We start from the raw sequence: 26,306 nt of genomic DNA, 5'->3' as shown, positions 1-26,306 counted from the left end.
GCGCTAAAACGTCTGCGCCACCAGATGCCCGTCCTTCAGGGCGAAGACCCGGTCCATATAGCGGGCCAGTTCCATGTTGTGGGTGGCGATCAGCGCCGCCACGCCGCGTTGGCGGGCCTGCTCGTAGAGCGCCTGGAACACCCCCGCCGAATTGGCCGGGTCGAGGTTGCCGGTCGGCTCGTCGGCCAGCAGCAGCTTGGGCTTGTTGGCCAGGGCCCGGGCGATGGCCACCCGCTGCTGTTCGCCGCCCGACATCTGGCCCGGCTGGTGGTTGAGCCGCTCGGCCAGGCCCAGCTGGTTCAGCATCTCGGTCGCGGCGGCCCGCGCTTCGGCCTTGCTCTTGCCGGCGATCATCGCCGGCATGGCGACGTTGTCCATCGCGCTGAACTCGGGCAGCAGGTGATGGAACTGATAGATGAAGCCCACGGTGGTCAACCGGACCTGGGTGCGCTGGCGTTCCGACAGCTTGGAGCAGTCGCGGCCGTCCAGGGCGATCAGACCGGCGTTGGGCCGCTCCAGCAGGCCGGCGGCGTGCAGCAGGGACGACTTGCCCGAGCCCGACGGACCGATCAGCCCGACCACCTCGCCGGGATAGACGTCCAGATCCACGCCGCGCAGCACGCTGAGCGAGCCCGCCTCGGTGACATAGGTGCGCTCCACGCCGCGCAGGGCCAGGATGGGACTGGATGCGGGACTATTCATAACGCAGGGCCTCGACCGGATCGATGCGCGAGGCGCTAATGGCCGGCAGCAGGGTGGCGAGGACGCTCAGAGCCGTGGATATGCCGACGATGACGCCGACTTCGCTCCAATCGATCTTGGCCGGGATGTGGGCCAGGAAATAGATGTCGGCGCTGAACACCGCCGTTCCAGAGACCCATTCGACGAAGTTCTGGATGGCGGTGATGTTGGCGCAGAACAGGACGCCCAGCAGCAGGCCGGCCAGGGTGCCGGCCAGCCCGATCGAGGCGCCGGCCATCATGAAGATCCGCAGGATGGCGGCCTGACTGGCGCCGATGGTCCGCAGGATGGCGATGTCGCGGCCCTTGTTCTTCACCAGCATGACCAGGGCCGAGATGATATTGAGGGTGGCGATGGCGACGACGATGAACAGGATCAGCCGCATCACCTTGCGTTCGATCTGCAGGGCGTTGAAATAGCTGGCGTTCTTGTCCATCCAATCCTGGACGAAGGCGCCCGGGCCGCTGGCCTGCTCGATCGAGGCCTTGATGTCCCTGGCCTTGTCCGGGTCGGTGACCTTGATCTCCACATAGTCGATCGAGGTGTCGCGGCCGAAGAACAGCTGGGCCTGGGGCAGCGCCATGTAGACGAAGCTCTCGTCGAACTGGCTCATGCCGACGCTGAAGATCCCGCCGACCGTGTAGTCCTTCTCGCGCGTCGAGGCGCCAAACGCCGTGGCCGGGCCCGAGGGCGAGATCAGGGTGATGGCGTCGCCGACCGACAGGCCGAGATTGCGGGCCATGCGGTCGCCGATCAGCACGATGTCGCCACCGTATTCGCCCTCGCCGAACCCGGCCAACGAGCCGCGCTTGATGTTGCTGGCGATCATCTTCATGCCGCGCAGGTCGGCCGGGGTGACGCCGCGCACGATCGCGCCCGACACCTGGCTGGGGCCGATGACCATGGCCTGGGCCTCGACCATCGGCGCGGCCTGGGTCACCCCGGGCACGGCCCTGATGCGGGTGATGACGCCGTCGCGGTCAGGACCGTTGAGCAACGGCCCCTGAGCGTAGACGTGGCCGTTGAAGCCCAGCAGCCGGCCGAGCAGTTCGGCCCGGAAGCCGTTCATCACGCTCATCACGGTGATCAGGGCGAAGACCGCCAGCATCACCGCCGCGAACGAGATGATGGCGATCAGCGCCACGCCGCCGTTCTTGCGCTTGTTGCGCAGGTACCGCCAGGCGACGGTGCGCTCCCAGGTTCCGAACGGGCCGGCCGCGCCGAGGGCCATCAGGCGGCCTTGCTCGAAAGCTGGGCGATCACCTCGGCCAGCGGCGCGGTGTGGCGCTCGCCGGTCTTGCGGTTCTTGATCTCGACCACGCCGTCGGCGATCCCCTTGGGGCCGACGATCATCTGCCAGGGCACGCCGATCAGGTCCATCGAGGCGAACTTGCCGCCGCCGCGGGCGTCGGTGTCGTCGTAGAGCACCGCCTTGCCGGCCGCCGTCAGGGTCTTGTAGGCCTGCTCGCACGCTTCGTCGCAGGCGGCGTCGCCGACCCGCAGGGAGATGATCCCAACGTCGAACGGAGCCACCGACTCCGGCCAGATGATCCCGGCCTCGTCATGGCTGGCCTCGATGATCGCGCCCAGCAGGCGCGAGACGCCGACGCCGTAGCTGCCCATCTGCACCGGGGTGTCCTTGCCGTCCGGACCGGCCACCAGGGCCTTCATCGGCTCGGAATACTTGGTCCCGAACGAGAAGATGTGACCGACCTCGATGCCGCGCGCCGACAGGCGGTCGCCCTCGGGCAGCTTGGCGAAGGCCTCGGCGTCGTGCATTTCCTCGGTGGCCGCGTACAGCGCCGTGCGCTGGTCGACCAGCGGCTGCAGGTCGCCGTACCAGTCGACGTCGGGGCCGGGGGCGCCCATCTCGACCAGGTCCTTGTGGCAGAACACTTCGCTCTCGCCGGTATCCGCCAGGACGATGAACTCGTGGCTCAGGTCGCCGCCGATCGGGCCGGTGTCGGCGCGCATCGGCACCGCCTTCAGGCCCATGCGGGAGAACAGGTTCAGGTAGGCCACGAACATGCGGTTGTACGACTTGCGCGCGCCTTCGGCGTCGAGGTCGAAGCTGTAGGCGTCCTTCATCAGGAACTCGCGGCCGCGCATCACGCCGAAGCGCGGGCGGCGCTCGTCGCGGAACTTCCACTGCACATGGTAGAGGTTCTTGGGCAGATCCTTGTAGCTCTTCACCGAGCCGCGGAAGATCTCGGTGATCATCTCCTCGTTGGTGGGGCCGTACAGCAGCTCGCGTTCGTGACGGTCGACGATGCGCAGCATTTCGGGGCCGTAGGCGTCGTAGCGGCCCGACTCGCGCCACAGGTCGGCCAGTTGCAGGGTCGGCATCAACAGCTCGATGGCCCCCGCCCGATCCATCTCCTCGCGGACGATCTGCTCGACCTTGTTGAGCACCCGCAGGCCCAGCGGCAGCCAGGCATAGATGCCCGCCGCCTCCTGGCGGATCATGCCGGCCCGCAGCATCAGCTGGTGCGAGACGATCTGGGCGTCGGAAGGGGCTTCCTTGAGTACGGGCAGGAAATAGCGCGACAGGCGCATGGAACGGACGTCTCCGGGGAATTCGAGGCGTTGAGATAGCCGCTTGGGCGTCAGCTTGGCAACGCGCGCGGCGAAAAGATGGCTACCAAGCGTTTTCGAGCGAAGTGGCGCCCGGTTCGCGCGAAGAAAACGCGCCAACACGAAGAGCGCCTTCAGGAACGAAAAGAAGGCCGCGCGGTTCACGCGCGGCCTATCAAGTCATCGTCGGGGAAGACGCCACAGAGCAAGGTCGAAAAGCCGACCTCGTGAGTCTGAGCCTAGGCCGCGAACCACTGTTCGGGGCGCCAGATTGCGTCTGGCCTGACCACTTGGCGAAGTTCGCCCAGGGATTGGGCGAATGACGGTAAATTCGACGCGCGCCGCCCAAGGCTTGGGCGCCGCCCCTTGGTTCTTGGCAGTACGATCAATAGGTGGCCGGCAGGGCCGGCAGGGTGATCAGCTTGAAATGGATCACCAGCAGCAGCCCCGCCATCACCAGGGCCGAGACCCAGGTGGTGGTGAAGAACTTGCGCTTCAGGTTCGGATTGACCGGCGCGCCGGGATCCGCGCCAGGCGGCGGCGTGATTCCCATCTCGTGGAACGTCCGGTTGCCCAGCGGCAGCACGGCGAACAGCGTGGTCCACCAGATGGTCAGGTAGACGGCGATGCAGGTGATCGGTCCCATCAGTGGGATTCCTCAGGCGTTTCCATGAGCTCGACCAGCATGCCGCCCATGTCCTTGGGGTGAACGAAGATGATCAGCGTACCATGGGCGCCGATCCGTGGCTCGCCCAGGACCGTGGCGCCCTTGGCGACCAGGCTGTCGCGGGCTTCGTAGATGTTCTCGACCTCGAAACAGATGTGGTGCTGGCCGCCCTTGGGGTTCTTGGCCAGGAAGCCGTGGATCGGCGACTTTTCGCCATAAGGCTCGATCAGCTCGATCTGGCTGTTGGGCAGGTTGACGAAGCACACCCAGACGCCCTGTTCAGGCATGGCCCATTTCTCGGTATGCGAGGTCGCGCCCAGCAGGTCGCGGTACATCTTCAGCGAGTCGTCGATGGAGGGCGTCGCGACGCCGACGTGGTTGAGCTTGCCGATCATGCGTTCTCAGGTCCTGCGCCTGGGAAGCGCCGTCCGATTGGGACCGCGCGACCCTGTCTTGTTTTTCGAGGGTATAGACGACTTCATGGACCCCCGGCGAGGCGTTTCCGAGGCGCCGGGCCACCGTGTCAGAACGGGCGCGCCCCCTTGGGCAGGCCCCGCAGCCAGTGGAAGCGCACCGGCATGACCTGGACCAGCAACAGGCCGGCGACGAAGCCGCCGAGATGGGCTTGCCAGGCGATGCCGATGATCCCGACGCCCGAGGCCAGGCCGTAGGCCGCGCCCAGGCCGACCACCAGGAGGTTCGAGATCACCGCCGAGACGACCTGCCGCATCACCGTGCCTGAGAAGGTCGGCGCCAGCTTGAGCTCGCCCGGTCCACTCAGGCGGGCCACAGCGCCCCACAGCCCGAAGATCGCGCCCGAGGCCCCGACCGCCGGGATCTGATCAGGCGCGAACAGGAGAAACGTGCCCGCCCCAGCTAGGCCGCAGACGACAAAGAACACCAGGAAGAGCAACCCGCCCATCCAGTCGCGGCCCAATCTCTGGGCGATCGCGGGGCCAAGGGCGACCAGCGCCCCGCTGTTCATCACGATGTGCAGCCAGCCACCGGGTTGTTGCCAACTCGCATGCAGGAACATGTGGGTCAGGGGCGTCCACCACAGACCCTGGAACACCCCAGGCTTCCAGAGGGCTCCAAGCGTCAGGATGGCGTCGCCGTAGCCCCTGGCCTCTCCGATCATCTGGCCAAAGCACACCAGCCAGATCACGGCGGTCATCACCAGGACCGGCCAGGCTTCGAACCACAGCATCGCAGGCCCCCTGCCCCACAGCGTCTCGCGCCGTGGGGCTTCGGAGACAGGCGGCTGCTGCTGCTCGCTCATCGCGCGGCTAGATCCGCAGCACCGTGGTCTCGACCACGGGCTTGCGTTCCCAGATGCGGAAGGCGGCCTTCTTGACGGCCCGCGAGATGGCGCTCTCGATGGCCTCGTCGATCTCGCGCTGGTCGTCCTTCATGCGCTTGAAGGCGGTTTCGGCCTCTTCCGCCAGGTCGTCGAGCGCGTCGTCCAGCGGATATTCGGCGTCGCCGGCCAGGCCCAGGCCGCGAACCTGCGGACCCGAGACGATGCGGCTCTTGCCGTCCAGCACCACCGACACGGCCAGCATGCCGTTGAACGCCGCGTGACGCCGCTCGCGCAGGGCCTCGCCGTTCTCGGGCGTCACCACGCCGCCGTCGACATAGAGGCGGCCCGAGGGCACCTCGTCGATGATCGCCGGATGGCCGGGAGCCAGGCGCACCATGTCGCCGTTGCGCGGGCTGACGGCGTGCGGGACCTGCAGGTCCTTGGCGAAAGCGGCGTGCTCGATCAGATGGCGGCGCTCGCCATGGGTCGGCACGGCGATGGTCGGCCGGGCCCACTGGTACATCTGCTTGAGCTCGTCGCGGCACGGGTGGCCACTGACGTGGATGCCGGGAGTGTCGCGTTCGGTGTGCAGGCGCACGCCGCGGTCGGCCAGCTTGTTCTGCAGGTTGCGGATCGGGATCTCGTTGCCCGGGATGACCCGCGAGGAGAAGACCACGTGGTCGCCCTGCGACAGCTTGACGTGCGGGTGGGTGCCCTCGGCGATGCGGGCCAGGGCGGCGCGCGCCTCGCCCTGGCTGCCGGTGCAGAGAAACAGCACCTCGTTCTCGGGCAGGTACTTGGCCTGGTCGTCGGTGATGAAGGGCTCCAGGCCCTCCAGCAGGCCGACGTGGCGGGCGGCGGCGGCCATGCGGTGCATCGAGCGGCCGGCCAGGCAGACCTTGCGGCCGGCGGCCTGGGCGGCGCGGATCACGGTGTCCATGCGGGCCACGTTCGAGGCGAAGCAGGCCACGGCGATCTTGCCGGTCAGGCTCTTGATCAGCCGGTTCATCGCCACGCGGACCTCGGCCTCGGAGCCCGCCACGCCATCGACGAACACGTTGGTGCTGTCGCAGACCATGGCCAGGACGCCCTCGTCGCCGAGGCGCTTAATGGCCTCGATGTCGGTGGGGCCGCCCAGTTGGGGATCAGGGTCGATCTTCCAGTCGCCGGTATGCAGGATCGTGCCCAGCGGAGTCTTGATCGCCACGCCGTTCGGCTCGGGGATCGAGTGCGTCAGGGTGATCATTTCCAGGTGGAACGGACCCAGGTCGAAGCTGCCGCCCAGCGGGATCTCGGTGATCGGCACCTCGCCCAGCAGGCCGGCGTCGCGCAGCTTCTCGCGCAGCAGGAAGGCGGTGAACGGCGTGGCGTAGACCGGCGCCTTGAGGCGCGGCCACAGCCAGTGCACGGCGCCCAGGTGGTCTTCGTGGGCGTGGGTCAGGACGATGCCGATGATATCCTTGGCGTAGGCCTCGATGAATTCGGGGTCGGGCAGGATGATCTCGACGCCCGGCGTGGTCTGGTCGCCGAAGGTCACGCCCAGGTCGACGACGATCCACTTGCGATCGTTCGCCGGACCGTAGCCGTACAGGTTGAAGTTCATGCCGATCTCGTTCGAGCCGCCCAGGGGCAGGAAAACGAGTTCGTCTTTGGGGGAAGGCTTGTCGGTATATTTGGTCATTAGGTCTCTAAATGGGTGTTACGGCGATGAATTTCGAGGAGACCGCGAATGGTCAGATCTGAATCGAAGTGGTCGATGCTGTCGGTGGCGCCCTCGAACAGCGAGGCGACGCCGCCGGTGGCGACCACGGTCATGGGTTCGGCCCGCTCGGCCTTGATCCGGGCCACCAGGCCCTCGATCAATGAAATATAGCCCCAGAATACGCCCGATTGCATGGCGCTGACAGTGTCCGTGCCGACGATGCGGTTCTTGGCCGGGCGCTGGATGGCGATGCGCGGCAGCTTGGCGGCCGCCTCGTGCAGGGCTTGCATGGACAGGTTGATGCCGGGAGCGATGATCCCGCCCTCGAAGGCGCCGTCGGCGCCGACGATGTCGAAGGTTGTGGCCGTCCCGCTGTCGATGACGATCAGCGGGCCCGGATAGACCATGTGGGCGCCGACGGCGTTGACCAGGCGGTCGGCCCCGGCCTCGGACGGCTTGTCGATCCGCACGTCGACGCCCAGTTCGGCGTTCTCGCCGATCACCAGCGGTTCGACGTTGAAATAGCGGCGCGACAGGTTGCGCAGGTTGAAGATCGACTGCGGCACGACGCTGGAGATGATGCAGGCGTCGATGGCCCGGAAGCCCAGACCCTGCATCGACAGCAGTTGCGACAGCCAGACCACGTATTCGTCGGCCGTGCGCGTGCTCTCGGTGGCGGCGCGCCACTGGGCGATCCACTCGTTGCCATCATGGATGGCGAACATGGTGTTGGTGTTGCCCTGTTCGATGGCCAGCAGCATCAGGAGGCCCCTCCGAAAAAGACGTCGCCGGCGGTGATCCGGCGCAATTGACCATCGGCCAGACGAAGACGCAGAGCGCCGTCGCCGTCCAGTCCTTCCGCGATCCCGTCCAGGGTTTCGGTCCCCAGGCGGGCGACGCAGGGCTCGCCCAGGCCGTGGGCCCGCGCGGTCCAGGCGTCGGCGATGGCCGGGAAACCCAAGCGCAGCCAGACGTCGTTCCAGCGCGCGAAGGCGGCGGCCAGGACCTCGATCGCCTCGACGGGCGACGGCGGCGGAGCGGCCCTGTAGGTCGGGATGGCGGTGGCGGGGCGTTCGCTGTCGATCGGCTTGCGGGCCAGGTTGACCCCGACGCCGACCGCGATCCACAGCCCGCCGTTCGGCCGCGCGCCGGATTCCACGAGGATGCCGCTGACCTTCAGCCCGCCCAGCAGCGGGTCGTTGGGCCATTTGAGGCTGATCAGGCTGGCCGGGACGTAGGCGGCCAGCAGGTCGGCCACCGCCAGGGCGGCGACGAACGACACCTGGGCGGCCTCGGCGGGCGGCTTGTCGGTCGAGAACAGCAGGGTGGCGGCGAGGTTGCCCTCGCCGGTTTCCCAGGCGCGGCCCCGTCGGCCGCGACCGGCCGTCTGGCGCAGGCCCACGATCCAGACCGGGCCCGCCTCCCCCGCTTCCGCGCGGCGACGGGCCTCGGCGTTGGTCGAGTCGATCTCGTCCAGAACGACGACGGGCGCGGGCGAAACAGCGCCCGTCACGTCACGCGTGGCCAAAGGCCGCCGCGGCGGCCCTGGCGGCGGGGTCGAGCCAGATCAGCGCGATCAGCACGACCGGGAACGAGAACAGCGCCGCGGCGAAGCCGATCGCCCGGGCGGTCGGTTGCGGCTTGTCCACCGGGCTGGCCGGAGCGTCGAACCACATCGTCTTGATCAGGCGCAGATAGTAGAAGGCCGCGACCACGCTGCCGACCAGGCCCAGCACCGCCGCCCATTGCAGCAGCACATCGCCCGAGCCCATGGCGGCCCCGAACACGTAGAACTTGGCCCAGAAGCCCGAGAACGGCGGCAGGCCCAGGGCCGACAGCGAGAACGCGGTCATGGCCAGGGCGATGCCCGGACGTTCCTTCACCAGGCCGGCCATGTCCTCGATGGTCTCCATGGGCTTGCCGTCACGCGACAGGGCCTGGAGGCAGGCGAAGAAGCCGGTGACGTCGACCATGTAGAGGGTCATGAACAGCAGCATCGAACTCAGGCCGGTCTCGCCGCCGGTCGCCACGCCCAGCAGGGCGTAGCCGACATTGGCGATCGAGCTGTAGGCCCACAGGCGCTTGAGGTTGCTCTGGGCCAGGCCGGCGAAGGCGCCGACGAACACCGAGGCCAGGGCGGTGATGATCAGGATCTGGCGCCATTGGGCCACCGAGTCCGGGAAGGCGTCGCCCAGCACGCGGGCCAGCATCATCATGGCGGCCAGCTTCGGCGCGGCGGCGAAGAAGCCGACGACCGGGGTCGGGGCGCCTTCATAGACGTCCGGCGTCCACATGTGGAACGGCGCGGCCGAGACCTTGAACGCCAGGCCGCAGATCAGGAACACCAGGCCAAACAGCAGGCCCATGCCGTGCGTCCCGTGGGCGACGGCGGCGATGTCGGCGAAGCGGGTCGAGCCGGCGAAGCCGTAGATCAGCGAGGCGCCATACAGCAGAAGGCCCGACGACAGGGCGCCGAGCACGAAGTACTTCAGGCCAGCCTCCGACGACTTGGCGTCGTCGCGGCGGAAGGCGGCCAGCACGTAGAGCGCCAGCGACTGCAGCTCGACGCCGATATAGAGGCTGATCAGGTCGCCGGCCGAGGCGGTGACGCCCATGCCCAGGGCGGCCAGGACGACCAGCACGGCATATTCGAATTTCTGGTCGCCGCGGACGGCCAGCCAGCGATCGCCCAGCACGATGGCGATGGCGCTGAACAGGTAGATGGCGACCTTGGCGTAGGTGGCGGCGGCGTCGGCGGCGTAGACGCCGTTGAAGGCGTGGCCGTGCGGCCCGGCCACGGCGGCCACGGCCGCGCCCAGCAGGGCCAGGACGGCCGCGCCGGTGAACAGCGGGGTGACCTTGCCGTGGAACGCGCCCCAGACCAGCAACACCAGGGCCGAGGCCCCGAGGATCACTTCGGGAAGAACGAGGGAGAAGTTGGCGGCGAACGTCATGGTGTCCCTCACCCGCCCACGGCGGCGCGCCAGGCGCCGACGAGCCCGTCGACGGACGACGCGGTCAGGTTCAATACGAGATTGGGATAAACGCCGAGCACCAGGGTGGCGATGATCAGCGGGGCGAAGATCAGGATCTCGCGCTTGTCGAGGTCGGTGATCGTCTTGAGGTCCGGATTGACGATCTCGCCGAACATCACGCGACGATAGAGGTTCAGGGCGTAGACCGCCGACAGGATGACGCCGGTGGTGGCCACGATCGCCGTCCAGGTCGAGGCCTGATACGTGCCCGTCATGGTCAGGATCTCACCGACGAAGCCCGAGGTGCCCGGCAGGCCGACATTGCCCATGGTGAACAGCATGAACACCGCCGCGTACCACGGCATGCGGTTGGTCAGGCCGCCGTAGAAGGCGATCTCGCGAGTGTGCATGCGGTCATAGACCACGCCGACGCAGAGGAAGAGCGCGCCGGAGATCACCCCGTGGCTCAGCATCTGGAAGATCGCGCCCTGCTCGCCCTGGGCGTTGCCCGAGAAGATGCCCATGGTCACGAAGCCCATGTGGGCGACCGACGAATAGGCGATCAGCTTCTTGATGTCGGTCTGACGGAAGGCGACCAGCGAGGTGTAGACGATGGCGATCGCCGACATCGTGAACACCAGCGGCTGGAACACCTCCGAGGCGTTGGGGAACATCGGCAGGCTGAAGCGCAGGAAGCCGTAGCCGCCCATCTTCAGCAGGATGCCCGCCAGGATCACCGAACCGGCCGTCGGGGCCTCGACGTGGGCGTCGGGCAGCCAGGTGTGGACCGGCCACATCGGCATCTTGACCGCGAAGCTGGCGAAGAAGGCCAACCACAGCCAGGTCTGCAGCCACGGGGCGAACTTGTAGGTCATCAGCACCGGGATCGACGAGGTGTGGGCGATGGCGATCATCGACAGGATGGCCGCCAGCATCAGCACCGAGCCGAGCAGGGTGTAGAGGAAGAACTTGTAGGCCGCGTAGACCCGCCGCTTGCCGCCCCAGATGCCGATGATCAGGAACATCGGAACCAGGCCGCCCTCGAAGAAGAGGTAGAACAGGATCAGGTCCAGGGCGCAGAACACGCCGATCACCAGGGTCTCGAGGACCAGGAAGCAGATCAGGTACTCGACGATCCGCTTATCGATCGATTTCCAGCCGGCGATGATGCAGAGCGGCAGCAGGAACGCCGTCAGCAGCACGAACAGGATCGAAATGCCGTCGACGCCCATGCGGTAGTGCAGGCCGGCGAACCAGGCCACGTCTTCCACGAACTGGAAGCCGGGGTTCTTGGCGTCGAACTGTACGACCAGCAGGATCGACAGGGCGAAGGTGACCAGGGTGGTCGCTAGGGCGATCCATCTGGCCAGGGCGTCGGTCTTGGCGTTGTCGCCCGAGGCGGCGCGAACCGCCAGGAGGACGGCCACGCCGACGAGCGGGGCGAAGGTAGTGAGGCTAAGCAGGCCGGTCATCGATCCGTCCTCAACGGAATGCATAGAGGGCGAACGTCAGCAGGCCGGCGACGCCGAGCAGCATGACGAAGGCGTAGTGATAGACGTAGCCGCTCTGCAGCTTGCCGGTCCGCCGACCGACCTCGTAGCTGACGGCGCTGACGCCGTCCGGTCCGAGGCCATCGATCAGCTTCTGGTCGCCACCCTTCCAGAACAGGTCGCCGAGGAACTTGGCCAGGCGCACGAAGGTGGCTTGGTACAGCTCGTCGAAGAACCACTTGTTGTAGAAGAACACGTAGAGCGGGCCGTTGCGGGCCGCGAGCTTGGCGCCCAGCCGTTCATTGCCCTTCACCAGGTAGACCCAGGCGGCGATGGCCAGGCCGAGGATCGAGGCGACCAGCGGGCTCCACTTCACCCATTCGTCCACTTCGTGGGCCTCGTGCAGCACGTGGTTGGTCGGGGCGTTGAAGATCGCCCCGCGCCAGAACTCCGCCTCGTGATGGCCGACGAAGTAGTCGACGAAGAAGAAGCCGGCGAACACCGCGCCGATCGACAGCAGGATCAGCGGAACCAGCATCACCCAGGGGCTCTCATGCGGCGTGTGGTCATGACCATGGTCGTCCCCGTTCGGGAGCGGCTCGTCGTGGGTCTCGATCTGGGCCGACGAGGCGTGGTCATCGTGACCGTGCGCGTCATGGGCGTGATCGTCGTGGCCCCAACGGGCCTGGCCGTTGAAGGTGAAGAAGGCCACGCGCCAGGAGTAGAACGAGGTCAGGCCGGCCACCAGCACGCCGATCGCCCAGGCGAACATCGCCACGCCGTTGTGACCGCCGGCGGCGAAGGCCGCCTCGATGATGGTGTCCTTCGAATAGAAGCCGGCGAAGCCCAGGTGCAGCGGCGGGAAGCCGAGACCAGTGATGGCGATGGTGCCGACGGTCATGGCGATGAAGGTCACCGGCAGCAGCTTGGCCAGGGCCCCGTACTTCCGCATGTCCTGCTCGTGGTGCATGCCGTTGATCACCGAGCCGGCGCCCAGGAACAGCAGCGCCTTGAAGAAGGCATGGGTGAACAGGTGGAACATCGCCGCCTGGTAGGCGCCGACCCCGGCCGCGAAGAACATGTAGCCCAGTTGCGAACAGGTCGAATAGGCGATGACCCGTTTGATGTCGTTCTGGGTCAGGCCGACCGTGGCGGCGAACAGGGCGGTGACCGCGCCGATCACCGCGACGATGTTCTTGGCGACGGGCGCGTATTCGAACATCGGCGACAGCAGGCACAGCATGTAGACGCCGGCGGTGACCATGGTCGCCGCGTGGATCAAGGCCGAGACCGGGGTCGGGCCTTCCATGGCGTCCGGAAGCCAGGTGTGCAGGAAGAACTGCGCCGACTTGCCCATCGCGCCGATGAACAGCAGGAAGCAGGCGATGTCGACCAGCGGGAAGGTGTGGCCGGCGAATTCCCAGGTGCGCGCGGCGCCTGCGGCGATCTGCGGGAAGATCTCGGCGAACTGGATCGAACCGAACGCCCAGAAGGTGGTCATGATGCCCAGGGCGAAACCGAAGTCCCCCACCCGGTTGACGACGAAGGCCTTGATGGCGGCGGCGCTGGCGGTCGGCTTCTTGAACCAGAAGCCGATCAGCAGGTACGAGGCCAGGCCCACCCCTTCCCAGCCGAAGAACAGCTGCATGAAGTCGGCGGCGGTGACCAGGGCCAGCATGGCGAAGGTGAACAGCGACAGGTAGGCGAAGAACCGCGGCTTGTCCGGGTCGTGCGCCATGTAGCCCCAGCTGTAGACGTGGACGAGGGCCGAGACCGTCGTGACCACGATCAGCATCACCGCCGACAGGGCGTCGATGCGGATCGACCAGTTGGAGACGAAGTTTCCGACGTGGATGAAAGGCAGCAGGTCGACCGTGAAGGCCTCCAGGTGACCCCAGGTCCATTGGCTGAAGACGTACCACGACAGGACGCAGGCCAGGATCAGGCCGCCCGTGGTGATGGCCTGCGAGGCGATGTCGCCGATGCGACGGCCGAACAGGCCGGCCACGATCGCGGCGAGCAGCGGCGCGAAGACGATGATGGTGACGAGAGTCTGCACTGCGATCAGCCCTTCATCACGCTGGCGTCGTCGACGGCGATGTCGCCGCGGTTACGGAAGAACGTCACCAGGATGGCCAGGCCGACGGCGGCTTCGGCCGCGGCGACGGTCAGCACGAACATGGCGAAGATCTGCCCAACCACGTCGTGCAGATAGACCGAGAAGGCCACCAGGTTGATGTTCACCGCCAGCAGGATCAGCTCGATCGACATCAGGATGACGATGATGTTCTTGCGGTTCACGAAGATGCCGAAGACGCCGATCGTGAACAGGATGGCGGCGACGACGAGATAGTGAGACAGGCCGATCATTCGCTGATCCCCTCGCCCGGCTTGATCTGCACGAGTTCCATCCCGGTCTTTGGCGTACGGGCGATCTGCTTGCCGATGTCCTGGCGCTTGACGCCCGGCTTGTGGCGCAGGGTCAGGACGATGGCGCCGATCATGGCCACCAGCAGCACCAGGCCCGCCAGTTGGAAGAAGAAGATGTAGTCGGTGTACAGCACCCGGCCGATCATCTCGGTATTGGGCACGCCCGGCGCCGAGGCCATCGGGACGGCGTTCTTGCCCGCTGCGCCGTTGGTGGCCACCGTCGCGGCGACGAAGATCATCTCCAGCGTCAGGAAGCCCGCCACCAGCCCGCCGATCGGCAGGTACTGGGCGAAGCCCTGTCGCAGCTCGGCGAAGTCCACGTCGAGCATCATCACGACGAACAGGAACAGCACCGCGACCGCGCCCACATAGACGACGATCAGCAGCATCGCCAGGAACTCCGCGCCCAGCAGGACGAAGAGGCCGGCGGCCGAGAAGAAGGCGGTGATCAGGAAGAGCACCGAGTGCACGGGGTTGCGCGCCGAGACGACGAGAAGACCCGCCACCACAGTCGCTACCGCCAGCAAATAGAAAGCTATCGCCTGCAAGGCCATTGGCCCAGGTGCTCCCTTGAAAACCGTAAAACACAGACGAGCCGGATGGCTCGCCGTCTACCCTCGGAATCGCGCCCCGTCCTTTAGCGGTAGGGCGCGTCCAACTCCAGATTCTTCGCGATCAGCCGCTCCCAACGGTCGCCGTTGTCGAGCAGCTTTTCCTTGTCGTAGTAGAGTTCTTCGCGCGTCTCGACGGCGTACTCGATGTTCGGCCCCTCGACGATGGCGTCCACCGGGCAGGCCTCCTGGCACAGGCCGCAATAGATGCACTTGACCATGTCGATGTCGTAGCGGGTCGTGCGGCGGCTGCCGTCCTCGCGCGGTTCGGCCTCGATGGTGATGGCCTGGGCCGGACAGATGGCTTCGCACAGCTTGCAGGCGATGCAGCGCTCTTCGCCCGACGGATAGCGACGCAGGGCGTGCTCGCCGCGGAAACGGGGCGACTGCGGGCCACGCTCGTTCGGATAGATCACCGTCTTCTTCGGGGCGATCATGTACTTCATGGCCAGGCCGAATGCGCCCGCGAAGTCGAGCAGCGCCACGCCTTTGACCGCTTGAGTGATGCGCTGGAACACCAGGCTCTCCTAACACTTTTCCTTGGGAAAAGGACGCGCGTCCCTGCCCGCTTCGATCTGTCCCCGGCGTATCGCCTGCCGGGTAATGCATTCCTTGGTCTTGGCGTCGGCCTTCTGGCGCGCTTCGACCTGTGCGTCCAGGGAACCCACCGGCGGCGGCCTTACCCCGCGCGGATGTTCCCATGCGGCGCAGCCGGACAGAGCGGTCACCAGGACCATTCCAGCCAGCGACGCCGCCCGCGTCATTTCGCGCCCTTCGAGATGACGCAGGTGTAGTTCGAAAGCTGGGCGGGGTCGCCCCCGTCCTGCTTGGATTCAATCTTGCCGCCGTCGGCGGCGCACCGCTCGCTGTCGCGGCGCAATTGGTCATAGCTGGCCACGCCGCGCCCCAGCGAATAGGACGTCTTGGCCGGGGCCACGCCGTCGGTCGCGCAGCCCGCCGCGGCAAACGCCAGGCCGACGAGGGCCAGGATGAGCGGTTTGCCGATCACGCCTGGATCCCGAACACGCGCCAGCCGGCGACCAGCGCCACCAGCACCAGCGACATCGGCAGGAAGACCTTCCAGCCCAGCCGCATCAGCTGGTCGTAGCGGTAGCGAGGCACGATGGCCTTGGCCATGGCGAACATGAAGAACCAGAAGATGGTCTTGGCGAAGAACACCAGGAACCCGAAGATGCTGACCGCCGTCGGCGGCAGGCCGTCCAGGAACGGTGTCGGGAAGCCGGGATTCCAGCCGCCGAAAAACAGCACGCTGATCATCGCGCACATCAGCACGATGTTCGAATATTCGCCGATCATGAACAGCAGGTACGGGGTCGAGCTGTACTCGACCTGATAGCCGGCCACGAGTTCGGATTCGGCTTCGGGAAGGTCGAAGGGCGGGCGGTTGGTCTCGGCCAGGGCCGAGATGTAGAACATGCCCATGGCGATGATCATCACCGGGGCCAGGATCAGGTTCTTCAGCCCGCCGCCGAACACGTTCCAGTTCCAGATCCAGCCGGACTGCTGCTCGACGATCGAGGTCAGGTTCATGGTGCCGGCCAGCAGGATCACCGTGATGATGATCAGGCCGATCGAAACCTCGTACGACACCATCTGCGCCGCCGAGCGCAGCGCGCCCAGGAACGGGTACTTCGAGTTCGAAGCCCAGCCGCCCATGATGATGCCGTAGACGCCCAGCGAGCTCATCGCCAGCAGGTAGAGGATGCCGACATTGAGGTTGGCCACCACCCAGCCCGGGGCCAGCGGCACCACGGCCCAGCCGACGAAGGCCAGCACGAAGCTGAGCAGCGGGGCCAGGATGAACACCACCTTGTCGGCGCCCGACGGGATGACGATTTCCTTCAGCACGAACTTCAGGAAGTCGGCGAACGACTGCAGCAGGCCGAACGGACCCACCACGTTGGGGCCCTTGCGCATCTGGACACCGGCCCAGATCTTGCGGTCGGCCAGCAGCAGGAAGGCCAGGCTGAGCAGGATCCAGATCATCACCAGGGCGATCTGCCCAAGCGTGATGCCGAACCAGAGAAGCGGAGACATGTTGGCCACGGTCTACTCCGCCGCGATCTTGGCGGCGCCGGAAACCACGGCCGCGCATTCGGCCATGGTCACGCTGGCGCGCGCGATGGGATTGGTCAGGTGGAAGGCCTTCACGGTGCTTTCGAACGGCGTGTCGGCCAGCTCGCCGGCGGCGCCCAGGCCCGACAGGTCGAACACGGTCGGGACCGAGCCCGGCGCGAAGTCGATCTGGCCGAAGGTCGGGTGCTCGGCGAACAGCTTGGCGCGCAGCTGGTCCAGGCTGTCATACGGCAGCTTGTGGCCGAGGATCTCGGACAGGGCCCGCAGGATCGACCAGTCTTCCTTGGCCTCGCCCTTCGGGAACACCGCCCGCTCGCCCATCTGGACGCGGCCTTCGGTGTTCACATAGAGGCCGTTCTTCTCGGTATAGGCCGCGCCCGGCAGGATGACGTCGGCCTTGTGGGCGCCGGCGTCGCCGTGCGTGCCCAGATAGATCTTGAAGGCGTCGGAGGCGGCGGTCTCGCACTCGTCGGCGCCCAGCAGGAACAGCACGTCCAGCGCGCCCGGCTTCAGCATCTCGCCGGCCGTGAGACCGCCCTCGCCCGGCGTGAAACCGAGGTCCAGGCCGGCCACGCGGGCGGCGGCGGTGTGCAGCACGTTCCAGCCGTTCCAGCCTTCACGCACGACATTGAACGTCTTGGCCACGGCGGCGGCGGCCTTCAGCACGGCGGCGCCGTCGGCGCGGGTCAGCGCGCCCTGCCCGACGATGATCGCCGGACGCTGGGCGTTCTTCAGCGCCGTCACGAAGTCGGACTTGCTCTTGACCAGGCCCGACAGGGTCTTGGAACCGGCGCCGAGGTAGTCGTAGTCGTAGGTCAGGTCGCCCTGCTCGCCGATCACGCCGATGCGGACCTTGCCGGCCAGCCACTGCTTGCGCAGGCGGGTGTTGAGCACCGGCGCCTCGAGGCGCGGGTTGGTCCCGACCAGCAGCACGACGTCGGCGTTCTCGATGCCGGCGATGGTCGAGTTGAACAGCCAGCTCTCGCGCGGGCCGGCACCCAGAACCGTGCCGTCCTGGCGGGCGTCGAGGTTCTTGACGCCCAGGGCGGTGAACAGGTCCTTGGTCGCCTTCAGGCTTTCGGCGTCCTGCAGGTCGCCGGCGATGACGCCGATGCGCTCCGGCTTGGCGGCCTTGATCCTGGCGGCCACGGCGGCGAAGGCCTCGGCCCAGGTCGCGGGCGCCAGCCGGCCGCCGACGCGAACGTAGGGGCGGTCAAGACGCTGACGCTGCAGGCCGTCGACGGCGTAGCGGGTCTTGTCGCTGATCCACTCCTCGTTGACGTCCTCGTTGACGCGCGGCAGCACGCGCAGCACCGCGGAGCCGCGGGCGTCGACGCGGATGGCCGAGCCGAGGGCGTCCATGACGTCGATGCTCTCGGTCTTCTTCAGCTCCCAGGGCCGCGCCTCGAAGGCGTAGGGCTTGGAGGTCAGGGCGCCGACCGGGCACAGGTCGATGACGTTGGCGCTGAGCTCCGACGTCACCGCCGCGCCCAGATAGGTCGTGATTTCAACGTCTTCGCCGCGCGAGATCAGGCCGATCTCCGGCGAGCCGGCGACCTCGGTGATGAAGCGCACGCAGCGGGTGCACTGGATGCAACGGGTCATCACGGTCTTGATGAGCGGGCCCATGGCCTTCTCTTCGACCGCGCGCTTGTTTTCTTCGTAGCGGCTGTCGTCGCGACCGTAGCCCATGGCCTGGTCCTGCAGGTCGCACTCGCCGCCCTGGTCGCAGATCGGGCAATCCAGCGGGTGGTTGATGAGCAGGAACTCCATCACCCCTTCGCGGGCCTTCTTGACCATCGGGGTCTTGGTGAAGATCTCCTGGCCCTCGGCGGCCGGCAGGGCGCACGACGCCTGCGGCTTCGGCGGACCGGGCTTCACCTCGACCAGGCACATCCGGCAGTTGCCGGCGATGCTCAGGCGCTCGTGGTAGCAGAAGCGCGGGATCTCTTCCCCGGCCAGTTCCGCCACCTGCAGAACCGTCATGCCGGGCTCGAACTCGACCTCGACGCCGTTGACCTTGGCGATTGCCATAATCGTTTACTCCGCCGCGATCAGGCTGGCGCCCTGCACGTGCAGGCGACCGCTACGATAGGATGCGATCCGGTCTTCCACCTCGTGGCGGAAGTGACGGAACAGGCCCTGGATCGGCCAGGCGGCCGCATCCCCGAGGGCGCAGATGGTGTGACCTTCGACCTGGGTCGTGACGTCCAGCAGGGTGTCGATTTCCTTCGGATCGGCCTCGCCGGTGGCCATGCGCTCCATGACCCGCCACATCCAGCCGGTGCCTTCGCGGCACGGCGTGCACTGGCCGCAGCTCTCGTGCTTGTAGAAGTAGCTGAGGCGGGCAATGGCGCGGACCAGATCGGTGTCCTTGTCCATGACCATGACGGCGGCGGTGCCCAGGCCCGACTTCAGGGCGCGCAGGGCGTCGAAGTCCATCGGCAGGTCTTCGCACTGCTCGGCCGGAATCATCGGCACCGAGGCGCCGCCCGGGATCACGGCCTTAAGGTTGCCCCAGCCGCCCCGGACGCCGCCGCAGTGATCCTCGATCAGCTGGCGGAACGGGATGCTCATGACCTCTTCGACGTTGCAGGGCAGGTTCACGTGGCCCGAGACGCAGAACAGCTTGGTGCCGGCGTTGTTGGGACGGCCAAAGCCGGTGAACCAGGCCGCGCCGCGACGCAAGACCGTACCGGCGACGGCGATGCTCTCGACGTTGTTGACCGTGGTCGGCATGCCGTAGAGGCCCGCGCCGGCTGGGAACGGCGGCTTCAGGCGCGGCTGGCCCTTCTTGCCTTCCAGGCTTTCCAGCAGGGCCGTCTCTTCGCCGCAGATATAGGCGCCGGCCCCGTGGTGGACGTAGAGGTCGAAGTCCCAGCCATGGACGTTGTTCTTGCCGATCAGCTTGGCGTCGTAGGCCTGCTTGATGGCGGCTTCCAGCACCTCGCGCTCGCGAACATATTCGCCGCGGATGTAGATGTAGCAGGCATTGGCCAGCATGGCGCGCGAAGCGATCAGGCAGCCTTCGATCAGCAGGTGGGGATCATGCCGCATGATCTCCCGGTCCTTGCAGGTGCCCGGCTCGGACTCGTCGGCGTTGACGACCAGGTAGTGCGGACGGCCGTCCTTCACTTCCTTGGGCATGAACGACCACTTCAGGCCGGTGCCGAAGCCCGCCCCGCCCCGGCCGCGCAGGCCGGAGTTCTTCATGTTGTCGATGATCCAGTCGCGCCCGGCGTCCAGGATGTCCTTGGTGCCATTCCAGCAGCCGCGCTTCTTCGCACCCTCCAGGCCCCAATCGTGGAGACCGTAGAGGTTGGTGAAGATGCGGTCCTTGTCTTCGAGGATACCGACCATGACTCAGCTTTGCGGATCGAATGGATGGGCGCGCACATAGCGCGTCCGACGAAGGATGACATAGGCGAAAAGCAGCCAGCCGGCCGCAATCGTCACAAGGCCCACGGGGACGGCCCAGGCGGGCGCCGCGGGGGCCATGCGGCCCCAGATCAGCACCAGGGCGCCGACTAGGCAGGCCGCCAGGCCGGTGAGCCGTTCGACGCGGTAGAGGCCGCGAACGGTCTGGACATAGGCCACGCGCTTGGCGAGGAGAACGGGATCATCGCTCACGACGTCTTGCCCTCCTCTTCCGCCTTCGCAGCCTTCATCCAGCCTAGGATGAACCAGATCTGGGCGCCCAGTCCCACGGCGATCGCCACCAGGAACACCGGCATCAGCCAGCCCTGCTTGAAGGCCACGTGACCGATGATCGCCACGCCGGCCAGCACGAAGCACACGGCGTCGATGGCGAACATCGTCGTCAGGCGCTTCTTCTGGATCAGGGCGGCGTCGTTGGACATCAGGCGGTCGGCTCTTTCTTCGGAGCTTTCTTGGGCTTCTCGGGCAGGTTCGGGATCTTGATCTTCTTGGCCAGCGAGCCGTCGTACAGCTTGGGGTCCGTCAGCGTCTTGATCGCGCCCTTGGGCTCAGAGGCCTTGCGGCCGTCGTAGCTGCCCGGCTTGGGCGACTTGCCGGCGGCGAAGTCGTCGAGAATCTGGGCCAGGCTCTCCGGCGTCAGATCCTCGTAGTAGTAGTCGTTGATGGCGGCCATCGGCGCGTTGCAGCAGGCGCCCAGGCACTCGACCTCTTCCCAGCTGAACTTGCCGTCGGCCGAGACGTCGTTGGCTTGCCCGATCTTGGCCTTCAACACGGCCTTCAGGTCGAGCGCGCCGCGCAGCTGGCACGGCGTGGTGCCGCACAGCTGGACGAAGGCCACCTTGCCGACCGGCTGCAGTTGGAACATCACGTAGAAGGTCGCGACCTCCAGCACCCGGATGACCGGCATCTGCAGCTGCTTGGCGATCTCCTGGATGGCGGGTTCGGACACCCAGCCTTCCTGCTTCTGGGCCAGCCACAGCATCGGGATCACCGCCGACTGCTTGCGCTCGGCGGGATACTTGGCTTTCCACCATTCGGCCTTGGCCTGGCTGTCCTTCGAGAAGGCGAAGCTGGCGGGCTGGTCCTTGGCGAGACGGCGTACGCTCATCGTGCGAAATCCACGCGGGCGATCTTGTCGCCCCTGAAGGTGTAGATGGCGGCGACCTCGAAGGTCGGATCGCCGTTGCCGCGGTCGACGTGCTCGTGATCGATCACGTTCGCGCCCACCACGATACGGTTGAGAAGCTTGGCCTTGTTGCCGGGGCACTGCGCGAACGCGGCCTCGTACCAGGCGCGATAGGCGGCGATGCCGGTGCGCGACACCTCGCCGTTCAGGCCGGCGACCACGACGTCGTCGGTGAAGTGGGCGCAGTGGGCGTCCAGGTCCTGGGCGTTGTAGGCGTCGAGCTGCGCCTGGGCGATCGCTTCCAGACTCACCGGTCGACCTCGCCGAACACGATGTCGAGCGAACCCAGGATGGCGGAGACGTCGGCCAGCTGGTGGCCACGGTTCATCCAGTCCATCGCCGCCAGGTGCGAGAAGCCCGGCGCCTTGATCTTGCAGCGGTACGGCTTGTTGGTGCCGTTGCTGACCACGAACACGCCGAACTCGCCCTTGGGCGCCTCGACGGCGGCGTAGACCTCGCCCTCCGGGGTGCGGAAGCCTTCGGTGTAGAGCTTGAAGTGGTGGATCAGGGCTTCCATCGACCGCTTCATCTCGGCGCGGCGCGGCGGGCTGACCTTGTTGTCCTGCGTCATCACCGGACCCGGCGTGACCCGCAGCTTTTCAATGGCTTGCAGGATGATCCGCGTCGACTCGCGCATTTCCTGCATGCGGCATAGATAACGGTCGTAGCAGTCGCCGTTCTTGCCCAGCGGGATGTCGAACTCGAACTCGTTGTAGCACTCGTAGGGCTGGTTGCGGCGCAGGTCCCAGGCGATGCCCGAACCGCGCACCATCACGCCGGAGAAGCCCCAGGCCAGCGCGTCTTCCTTGGTCACCACGCCGATGTCGACGTTGCGCTGCTTGAAGATGCGGTTGTCGGTGATCAGGCCCTCGATGTCGTCGCAGATCTTCGGGAAGGCCTTGGCCCATGCCTCGATGTCGTCGATCAGCGACGGGGTCAGGTCCTGGTGGACGCCGCCCGGCCGGAAATAGTTGGCGTGCAGGCGAGCGCCGCAGGCGCGCTCGTAGAACACCATCAGCTTCTCGCGCTCCTCGAAGCCCCAGAGCGGCGGCGTCAGAGCGCCGACGTCCATGGCCTGGGTCGTCACGTTCAGCAGGTGGTTCAGCACCCGGCCGATCTCGCAGAACAGCACGCGGATCAGACTGCCGCGCCGCGGCACGTCCACGCCCAGCAGCTTCTCGATGGCCAGGCAGAACGCATGTTCCTGGTTCATCGGCGCTACGTAGTCGAGGCGGTCGAAATACGGGATGTTCTGGAGGTAGGTACGGGCCTCCATCAGTTTCTCGGTGCCGCGATGCAGCAGGCCGATGTGCGGATCGACGCGCTCGACGATCTCACCGTCCAGCTCCAGCACCAGCCGCAGCACGCCGTGCGCGGCTGGGTGCTGCGGACCAAAGTTGATGTTGAACTTGCGGACCGGGGTCTCCGGCACGATCGGCGACGACGGCGCGTCGTGGAAGAAGTCGGTCGCGGCGGCGGGGGAATTGGAACCAGTCATGACTCTTACGCGTCCCCTGCCCGCTTCTCGCCCTTCTCGTCGCCCGGCAGGGCGTACTTGGCGCCCTCCCACGGAGACAGGAAGTCGAAGGCGCGGAACTCGGTGATCTTCACGGGTTCGTAGACGACGCGCTTGAGTTCGTCGTCGTAACGGACCTCGACATAGCCCGTCATCGGGAAGTCCTTCCGCAGCGGATGGCCGTGGAAGCCATAGTCGGTGAGGATGCGGCGCAGGTCCGGATGGCCCTCGAAGAAGATCCCGTACATGTCGAACGCCTCGCGCTCGAACCAGTCGGCGACCGGGAACACCGGCGTGACGCTGGGCACGGCGGTGTCCTCGTCGGTCTGCACCTTCAGGCGCACCCGATGGTTCTTGATCAGCGACAGCAGGTGGTAGACGACGTCGAACCGGCGCTCGCGCTCCGGATAGTCGACGCCGCACAAGTCCACCAGCTGGTGGAACCGGCAATCGGGATGGTCGCGCAGGAACTCGAGAGCCTGGATGACGCGGTTCGACGGCCCCAGCAGGTTCAACTCGCCGAACGCCACGGAATAGGCGGTGATCGCGCCGGCCGAGTTGGCGACGATGGTCCGGCCCAGGACCTCGAGCGGCGAAAGCGTCACTTCAGCGGAAACAACGTCGGTCATCGCTCGATCGTCCCCGTGCGACGGATCTTCTTCTGCAGTTGCAGCACGCCATAGACCAGCGCCTCGGCGGTGGGCGGGCAGCCGGGGATGTAGATGTCCACCGGCACCACGCGGTCGCAGCCGCGCACGACGCTGTAGCTGTAATAGTAGTAACCGCCGCCGTTGGCGCAGCTGCCCATCGAGATGACGTAGCGGGGCTCCGGCATCTGGTCGTAGACCTTGCGCAGGGCCGGAGCCATCTTGTTGGTCAGGGTGCCGGCGACGATCATCACGTCCGACTGACGGGGGCTGGCGCGAGGCGCGAAACCGTAGCGCTCCAGGTCATAGCGCGGCATGGCCGAGTGCATCATCTCGACTGCGCAGCAGGCCAGGCCGAAGGTCATCCACATCAGGCTGCCGGTGCGGGCCCAGGTGATCAGGTCGTCGGCGGCCGCCGTGACGAAGCCCTTGTCGGCCAGTTGGCCAGACAGACCGTCGAAATACGGGTCGTGCCGCTTGGGGTCATAGCCCTCGACCGTCGACCGGCCGGCGGAGCCGGCGGGAACGCCAGTCGTTGCGGACAGCGGCGAGCTGTTGGCGGGAACGATCACTCCCATTCGAGGGCGCCCTTCTTCCATTCGTAGATAAAGCCGACGGTCAGAACGCCCAGGAAGGTCATCATCGACCAGAAGGCGAAGGCCGCCACGTCGTGGGGCAGCTTCATCAGCGCGACCGCCCACGGGAACAGGAAGGCCACTTCCAGGTCGAAGATGATGAACAGGATCGAGACCAGGTAGAACCGGACGTCGAACTTCATGCGCGCGTCGTCGAACGCGTTGAAGCCGCATTCGTAGGCGGACAGCTTTTCAGGGTCCGGCGCCTTGGGTGCGAGCACCGCGGCCGCGAGGATAAAGGCGATGCCCAACACCGCCGCGATCCCGAGGAAGATCACGATCGGCAGATACTGGAGGAGGAAGGCGTTCATGACAGCCCTTGGCTTGAATCGAGCGGGTTGTAGCTCAGTGTCATCGGCGCTTCAAACGCCTGCGACACATTGAGAAACGATCGCAACTAGCATTCGCCCACAGCTTCCACGACATGGCCGTTGACACGTTCATCGGCGCGACATATCAGACGCCCCTCGCCGCACGGCGGGTCGCACTTCGCTTCGGCGGAGCCTGATGCGGATGTAGCTCAGTTGGTTAGAGCGCCGGCCTGTCACGCCGGAGGTCGCGGGTTCAAGTCCCGTCATTCGCGCCACCTTCCCTGAAGTTGGTCGCTGCCCATCTTAGGCCTAATATAGAACGACCGCGCCGGACATTTGTTCGCGCCCGACGCGGATGTAGCTCAGTTGGTTAGAGCGCCGGCCTGTCACGCCGGAGGTCGCGGGTTCAAGTCCCGTCATTCGCGCCACTTTCCCCTCGCATCACGATCTCCAAGCGGCCTCCCCGATCGATTCGCCGCGCCTCAATAGAAGCGCGGGATCGGCCCGGGATGCGGGGTCGGCGCGTCGAATTCGAAGAACTCCTCGTCGACATAGCACCAGCCCCAGCCCTCCGGCGGGTCGTAGCCCTCGATGATCGGGTGGGCGGTGGCCTTGAAATGCTTGGTGGCGTGCTTGTTTTTCGACTGGTCGCAGCAGCCGACGTGGCCGCAGGTCCGGCAAAGCCGCAGATGCAGCCACCGATCGCCCGATTGCAGGCATTCCTCGCAGCCGGCGGTCTTGGGTTCAACGACCGCGATGCTGTCCAGATGGGTGCATTTCAGCGTCATCCTCGCCTCCGTTCGCCGCCCGCCTGGCGTCGAAACCGATTAGTGCGCGGATCGCGAGGTCTCGGCTAGTACGATCCGCGCCTTGAGGTTCGGTCCCGGCGCTACGATGTAGCGTGCATGTCGCATGCTCATCCCCTGCCCTTCTCCGTCCTCGACCTCGCCCCGGTTCCACAGGGAATCGCCGTCGGCCAGGCGCTCCACAACAGCCTGGACCTGGCGCGTCACGCCGAACGGCTCGGCTATCACCGCTATTGGCTGGCCGAGCATCACAACATGCCGGGCATCGCCAGCGCGGCCACCGCCGTGGTCATCGGCCACGTGGCCGCCGGCACGAAGACGATTCGGGTCGGATCGGGCGGCGTCATGCTGCCCAACCACGCGCCGTTGATGGTCGCCGAGGCGTTCGGCACCCTGGCCGCCCTCCATCCCGGCCGCATCGACCTGGGCCTGGGCCGCGCGCCCGGCACCGACCAGGCCACCATGCGGGCCCTGCGCCGCTACATGGGCGCGGTCGATTCGTTCGCCCAGGACGTGGTCGAGCTGCAGGCCTGGTTCAAGCCGGCCCAGCCGGGACAGGCCGTGCAGGCGGTTCCCGGCGAGGGTCAGGACGTGCCGCTGTGGCTGCTCGGCTCCAGCACCTACAGCGCCCAGTTGGCGGCGGCGCTGGGCCTGCCCTTCGCCTTCGCGGCCCACTTCGCCCCGGACCAGCTGATGGAGGCGATCGCCGTCTATCGCCGGACCTTCAAACCGTCGGAAGCCCTGGCCCAGCCCTATGTCCTGGTCTGTATCGGGGTTTGCGCCGCCGACGGCGACGAGGAAGCACGCCGGCTGTCCACCTCGTCGCAACAGCAATTCCTCGCCCTGCGGCGCGGCCAGCCCGGCCTGCTGCCGGCCCCGGTCGACGACATCCGCGCCATCGCCTCGGCCTCCGAGCTCGCGGGCCTCGACCACACCTTCCGCTATTCGGCGATCGGCGGGCCCGAGACGGTGCGCGCCAAGATCCAGTCGGTGCTGGACACCACGGGCGCCGATGAACTGATGGCCGCCTCGCAGATCCACGACCACACGGCGCGGGTGCGTTCCTACGAGATTCTTGCCGAGGTGCGGGGCGAACTGACCCAGGCCGCCGCTTAGGGGCTTTTGTCTTTACGCATTTTCTTCACGCGAACCGGCGTCCACTTCGCTCGAAAATGCTCTG

General features: G+C 66.6%; 30 protein-coding genes and 2 tRNA genes. 3 read left to right on the top strand and 29 right to left on the bottom strand.

Going from position 1 to position 26,306, the window contains the following annotated elements; all coding sequences use genetic code 11:
• Positions 1-3 precede the first annotated feature (3 nt).
• From ASD79_RS05655 to ASD79_RS05525, 28 genes are all read right to left on the bottom strand, one after another.
• Entirely contained in the window at positions 4-702 is a 699-nt protein-coding gene (locus tag ASD79_RS05655) for an ABC transporter ATP-binding protein (RefSeq protein WP_056720056.1), read from the bottom strand.
• Positions 695-1,972 carry a lipoprotein-releasing ABC transporter permease subunit gene (locus ASD79_RS05650; RefSeq protein WP_056720055.1) on the bottom strand — a complete coding sequence of 426 codons (1,278 nt, stop codon included), beginning with the start codon at positions 1,970-1,972 and terminating at the stop codon, positions 695-697. The genes ASD79_RS05655 and ASD79_RS05650 overlap by 8 nt, the downstream gene beginning before the upstream one ends.
• The gene (gene proS / locus ASD79_RS05645) at positions 1,972-3,297 is read right to left on the bottom strand and encodes a proline--tRNA ligase (protein WP_056720054.1); all 1,326 of its coding nucleotides are present in this window, start codon (positions 3,295-3,297) and stop codon (positions 1,972-1,974) included. Before proS ends, ASD79_RS05650 begins: the two co-directional genes overlap by 1 nt.
• Before the next feature lie 403 nt (positions 3,298-3,700).
• A complete protein-coding gene (locus ASD79_RS05640; protein ID WP_056720053.1) occupies positions 3,701-3,961 on the bottom strand; it encodes a DUF1467 family protein in 261 nt (86 codons plus the stop codon).
• A complete protein-coding gene (gene mce, locus ASD79_RS05635; protein WP_056720052.1) occupies positions 3,961-4,377 on the bottom strand; it encodes a methylmalonyl-CoA epimerase in 417 nt (138 codons plus the stop codon). Before mce ends, ASD79_RS05640 begins: the two co-directional genes overlap by 1 nt.
• A 128-nt stretch (positions 4,378-4,505) precedes the next feature.
• Complete coding sequence (locus tag ASD79_RS05630; protein ID WP_235524336.1) at positions 4,506-5,189, bottom strand: rhomboid family intramembrane serine protease; 684 nt, start codon at positions 5,187-5,189, stop codon at positions 4,506-4,508.
• A 79-nt stretch (positions 5,190-5,268) separates the two neighbouring features.
• On the bottom strand, positions 5,269-6,963 hold the full coding sequence (locus tag ASD79_RS05625; protein ID WP_056720050.1) for a ribonuclease J: 1,695 nt from the start codon (positions 6,961-6,963) through the stop codon (positions 5,269-5,271).
• Positions 6,963-7,748, bottom strand: coding sequence for a type III pantothenate kinase (locus ASD79_RS05620; RefSeq protein ID WP_056720107.1), 786 nt, complete (start codon positions 7,746-7,748; stop codon positions 6,963-6,965). The genes ASD79_RS05625 and ASD79_RS05620 overlap by 1 nt, the downstream gene beginning before the upstream one ends.
• A complete protein-coding gene (locus ASD79_RS05615; RefSeq protein WP_056720106.1) occupies positions 7,745-8,497 on the bottom strand; it encodes a biotin--[acetyl-CoA-carboxylase] ligase in 753 nt (250 codons plus the stop codon). The genes ASD79_RS05620 and ASD79_RS05615 overlap by 4 nt, the downstream gene beginning before the upstream one ends.
• Before the next feature lies 1 nt (position 8,498).
• Entirely contained in the window at positions 8,499-9,938 is a 1,440-nt protein-coding gene (gene nuoN, locus ASD79_RS05610; protein WP_056720049.1) for an NADH-quinone oxidoreductase subunit NuoN, read from the bottom strand.
• Between the two features lie 8 nt (positions 9,939-9,946).
• A complete protein-coding gene (locus ASD79_RS05605; RefSeq protein ID WP_056720048.1) occupies positions 9,947-11,431 on the bottom strand; it encodes an NADH-quinone oxidoreductase subunit M in 1,485 nt (494 codons plus the stop codon).
• A 10-nt stretch (positions 11,432-11,441) separates the two neighbouring features.
• On the bottom strand, positions 11,442-13,508 hold the full coding sequence (gene nuoL / locus ASD79_RS05600; RefSeq protein WP_056720047.1) for an NADH-quinone oxidoreductase subunit L: 2,067 nt from the start codon (positions 13,506-13,508) through the stop codon (positions 11,442-11,444).
• 5 nt (positions 13,509-13,513) lie between these two features.
• Positions 13,514-13,819 (bottom strand): NADH-quinone oxidoreductase subunit NuoK, encoded by a 306-nt coding sequence (nuoK, locus tag ASD79_RS05595; protein WP_007676152.1) that lies wholly within the window; start codon positions 13,817-13,819, stop codon positions 13,514-13,516.
• Positions 13,816-14,433, bottom strand: coding sequence for an NADH-quinone oxidoreductase subunit J (locus ASD79_RS05590; protein ID WP_056720046.1), 618 nt, complete (start codon positions 14,431-14,433; stop codon positions 13,816-13,818). Before ASD79_RS05590 ends, nuoK begins: the two co-directional genes overlap by 4 nt.
• Positions 14,434-14,516: 83 nt before the next feature.
• Positions 14,517-15,008: an NADH-quinone oxidoreductase subunit NuoI gene (gene nuoI / locus ASD79_RS05585; RefSeq protein WP_056720045.1), complete on the bottom strand. Its 492-nt coding sequence runs from the start codon at positions 15,006-15,008 to the stop codon at positions 14,517-14,519.
• Positions 15,009-15,017: 9 nt separating this feature from the next.
• A complete protein-coding gene (locus ASD79_RS23145) occupies positions 15,018-15,227 on the bottom strand; it encodes a hypothetical protein (protein WP_082584824.1) in 210 nt (69 codons plus the stop codon).
• A gap of 23 nt (positions 15,228-15,250) precedes the next feature.
• Positions 15,251-15,499 carry a hypothetical protein gene (locus ASD79_RS05580; RefSeq protein WP_056720044.1) on the bottom strand — a complete coding sequence of 83 codons (249 nt, stop codon included), beginning with the start codon at positions 15,497-15,499 and terminating at the stop codon, positions 15,251-15,253.
• The gene (gene nuoH, locus ASD79_RS05575) at positions 15,496-16,548 is read right to left on the bottom strand and encodes an NADH-quinone oxidoreductase subunit NuoH (protein WP_056720105.1); all 1,053 of its coding nucleotides are present in this window, start codon (positions 16,546-16,548) and stop codon (positions 15,496-15,498) included. The genes ASD79_RS05580 and nuoH overlap by 4 nt, the downstream gene beginning before the upstream one ends.
• Positions 16,549-16,560: 12 nt before the next feature.
• Positions 16,561-18,621, bottom strand: a complete 2,061-nt coding sequence (gene nuoG, locus ASD79_RS05570; protein ID WP_056720043.1) for an NADH-quinone oxidoreductase subunit NuoG — start codon at positions 18,619-18,621, stop codon at positions 16,561-16,563.
• 6 nt (positions 18,622-18,627) lie between these two features.
• A complete protein-coding gene (gene nuoF / locus ASD79_RS05565; RefSeq protein WP_056720042.1) occupies positions 18,628-19,947 on the bottom strand; it encodes an NADH-quinone oxidoreductase subunit NuoF in 1,320 nt (439 codons plus the stop codon).
• A 3-nt stretch (positions 19,948-19,950) separates the two neighbouring features.
• Positions 19,951-20,217 carry a hypothetical protein gene (locus tag ASD79_RS05560; RefSeq protein WP_056720041.1) on the bottom strand — a complete coding sequence of 89 codons (267 nt, stop codon included), beginning with the start codon at positions 20,215-20,217 and terminating at the stop codon, positions 19,951-19,953.
• Positions 20,214-20,447 (bottom strand): hypothetical protein, encoded by a 234-nt coding sequence (locus ASD79_RS05555; protein WP_056720040.1) that lies wholly within the window; start codon positions 20,445-20,447, stop codon positions 20,214-20,216. Before ASD79_RS05555 ends, ASD79_RS05560 begins: the two co-directional genes overlap by 4 nt.
• The gene (nuoE, locus tag ASD79_RS05550; RefSeq protein WP_056720039.1) at positions 20,447-21,133 is read right to left on the bottom strand and encodes an NADH-quinone oxidoreductase subunit NuoE; all 687 of its coding nucleotides are present in this window, start codon (positions 21,131-21,133) and stop codon (positions 20,447-20,449) included. Before nuoE ends, ASD79_RS05555 begins: the two co-directional genes overlap by 1 nt.
• Positions 21,130-21,462, bottom strand: a complete 333-nt coding sequence (locus ASD79_RS05545; protein ID WP_056720038.1) for a nuclear transport factor 2 family protein — start codon at positions 21,460-21,462, stop codon at positions 21,130-21,132. The genes nuoE and ASD79_RS05545 overlap by 4 nt, the downstream gene beginning before the upstream one ends.
• Complete coding sequence (locus ASD79_RS05540; RefSeq protein WP_056720037.1) at positions 21,459-22,709, bottom strand: NADH-quinone oxidoreductase subunit D; 1,251 nt, start codon at positions 22,707-22,709, stop codon at positions 21,459-21,461. Before ASD79_RS05540 ends, ASD79_RS05545 begins: the two co-directional genes overlap by 4 nt.
• A gap of 5 nt (positions 22,710-22,714) precedes the next feature.
• On the bottom strand, positions 22,715-23,356 hold the full coding sequence (locus ASD79_RS05535; RefSeq protein WP_056720036.1) for an NADH-quinone oxidoreductase subunit C: 642 nt from the start codon (positions 23,354-23,356) through the stop codon (positions 22,715-22,717).
• Positions 23,353-23,973, bottom strand: a complete 621-nt coding sequence (locus ASD79_RS05530) for an NADH-quinone oxidoreductase subunit B family protein (RefSeq protein ID WP_156400383.1) — start codon at positions 23,971-23,973, stop codon at positions 23,353-23,355. Before ASD79_RS05530 ends, ASD79_RS05535 begins: the two co-directional genes overlap by 4 nt.
• Positions 23,943-24,320, bottom strand: coding sequence for an NADH-quinone oxidoreductase subunit A (locus ASD79_RS05525; protein ID WP_007676174.1), 378 nt, complete (start codon positions 24,318-24,320; stop codon positions 23,943-23,945). The genes ASD79_RS05530 and ASD79_RS05525 overlap by 31 nt, the downstream gene beginning before the upstream one ends.
• Positions 24,321-24,518: 198 nt before the next feature.
• Between ASD79_RS05525 and ASD79_RS05520 the strand changes: the two genes are divergently transcribed.
• Together ASD79_RS05520 and ASD79_RS05515 are read left to right on the top strand one after the other, a co-directional pair.
• Positions 24,519-24,595, top strand: a tRNA-Asp gene (locus tag ASD79_RS05520).
• Positions 24,596-24,671: 76 nt separating this feature from the next.
• Positions 24,672-24,748: transfer RNA gene (locus tag ASD79_RS05515), tRNA-Asp, on the top strand.
• Positions 24,749-24,802: 54 nt separating this feature from the next.
• On the opposite strand, the gene ASD79_RS05510 is transcribed toward ASD79_RS05515, so the two are convergent.
• Complete coding sequence (locus tag ASD79_RS05510) at positions 24,803-25,108, bottom strand: UBP-type zinc finger domain-containing protein (RefSeq protein ID WP_056720034.1); 306 nt, start codon at positions 25,106-25,108, stop codon at positions 24,803-24,805.
• A gap of 117 nt (positions 25,109-25,225) precedes the next feature.
• On the opposite strand from ASD79_RS05510, the gene ASD79_RS05505 reads away from it, so the two are divergent.
• A complete protein-coding gene (locus ASD79_RS05505) occupies positions 25,226-26,242 on the top strand; it encodes an LLM class flavin-dependent oxidoreductase (RefSeq protein ID WP_056720033.1) in 1,017 nt (338 codons plus the stop codon).
• The last annotated feature ends 64 nt before the right edge of the window (positions 26,243-26,306 follow it).

The organism is Caulobacter sp. Root655 (assembly GCF_001427665.1).
Classification (GTDB): Bacteria; Pseudomonadota; Alphaproteobacteria; order Caulobacterales; family Caulobacteraceae; genus Caulobacter.
This window is presented reverse-complemented; position numbering and strand designations above follow the sequence as displayed.